The sequence below is a fragment of the Photorhabdus viridis genome, from assembly GCF_040256935.1.
GTDB lineage: Bacteria > Pseudomonadota > Gammaproteobacteria > Enterobacterales > Enterobacteriaceae > Photorhabdus > Photorhabdus viridis.
Window position 1 is genome coordinate 1 of sequence record NZ_JBEJZY010000409.1, and the last position, 256, is coordinate 256.

The window sequence follows — 256 nt, forward strand, 5'->3', positions numbered from 1 at the left end:
CTGGCACAGCAGCTGGCCGATTATATGCTGCCCAGTGCCTTTGTGATGCTGGCGGCTTTCCCGCTGACCCCGAACGGCAAGCTGGACCGCAAGGCGCTGCCCGCGCCTGACCAGTCAGCCGCCGTCACCCGTGACTATGAAGCCCCTGTGGGTGAACGGGAAACCACGCTGGCGCAGATTTGGCAAAACCTGCTGGGGCTGGCACGCATCAGCCGGCACGACCACTTCTTCGAACTCGGCGGCCACTCGCTGATGG

At 64.5% G+C, this 256-nt stretch carries 1 protein-coding gene; it reads left to right on the forward strand.

The annotated features are described in order from the left end of the window. The coding region (locus ABR397_RS23945; RefSeq protein ID WP_350307864.1) for a phosphopantetheine-binding protein at positions 1-256 on the forward strand (256 nt) is incomplete at both ends.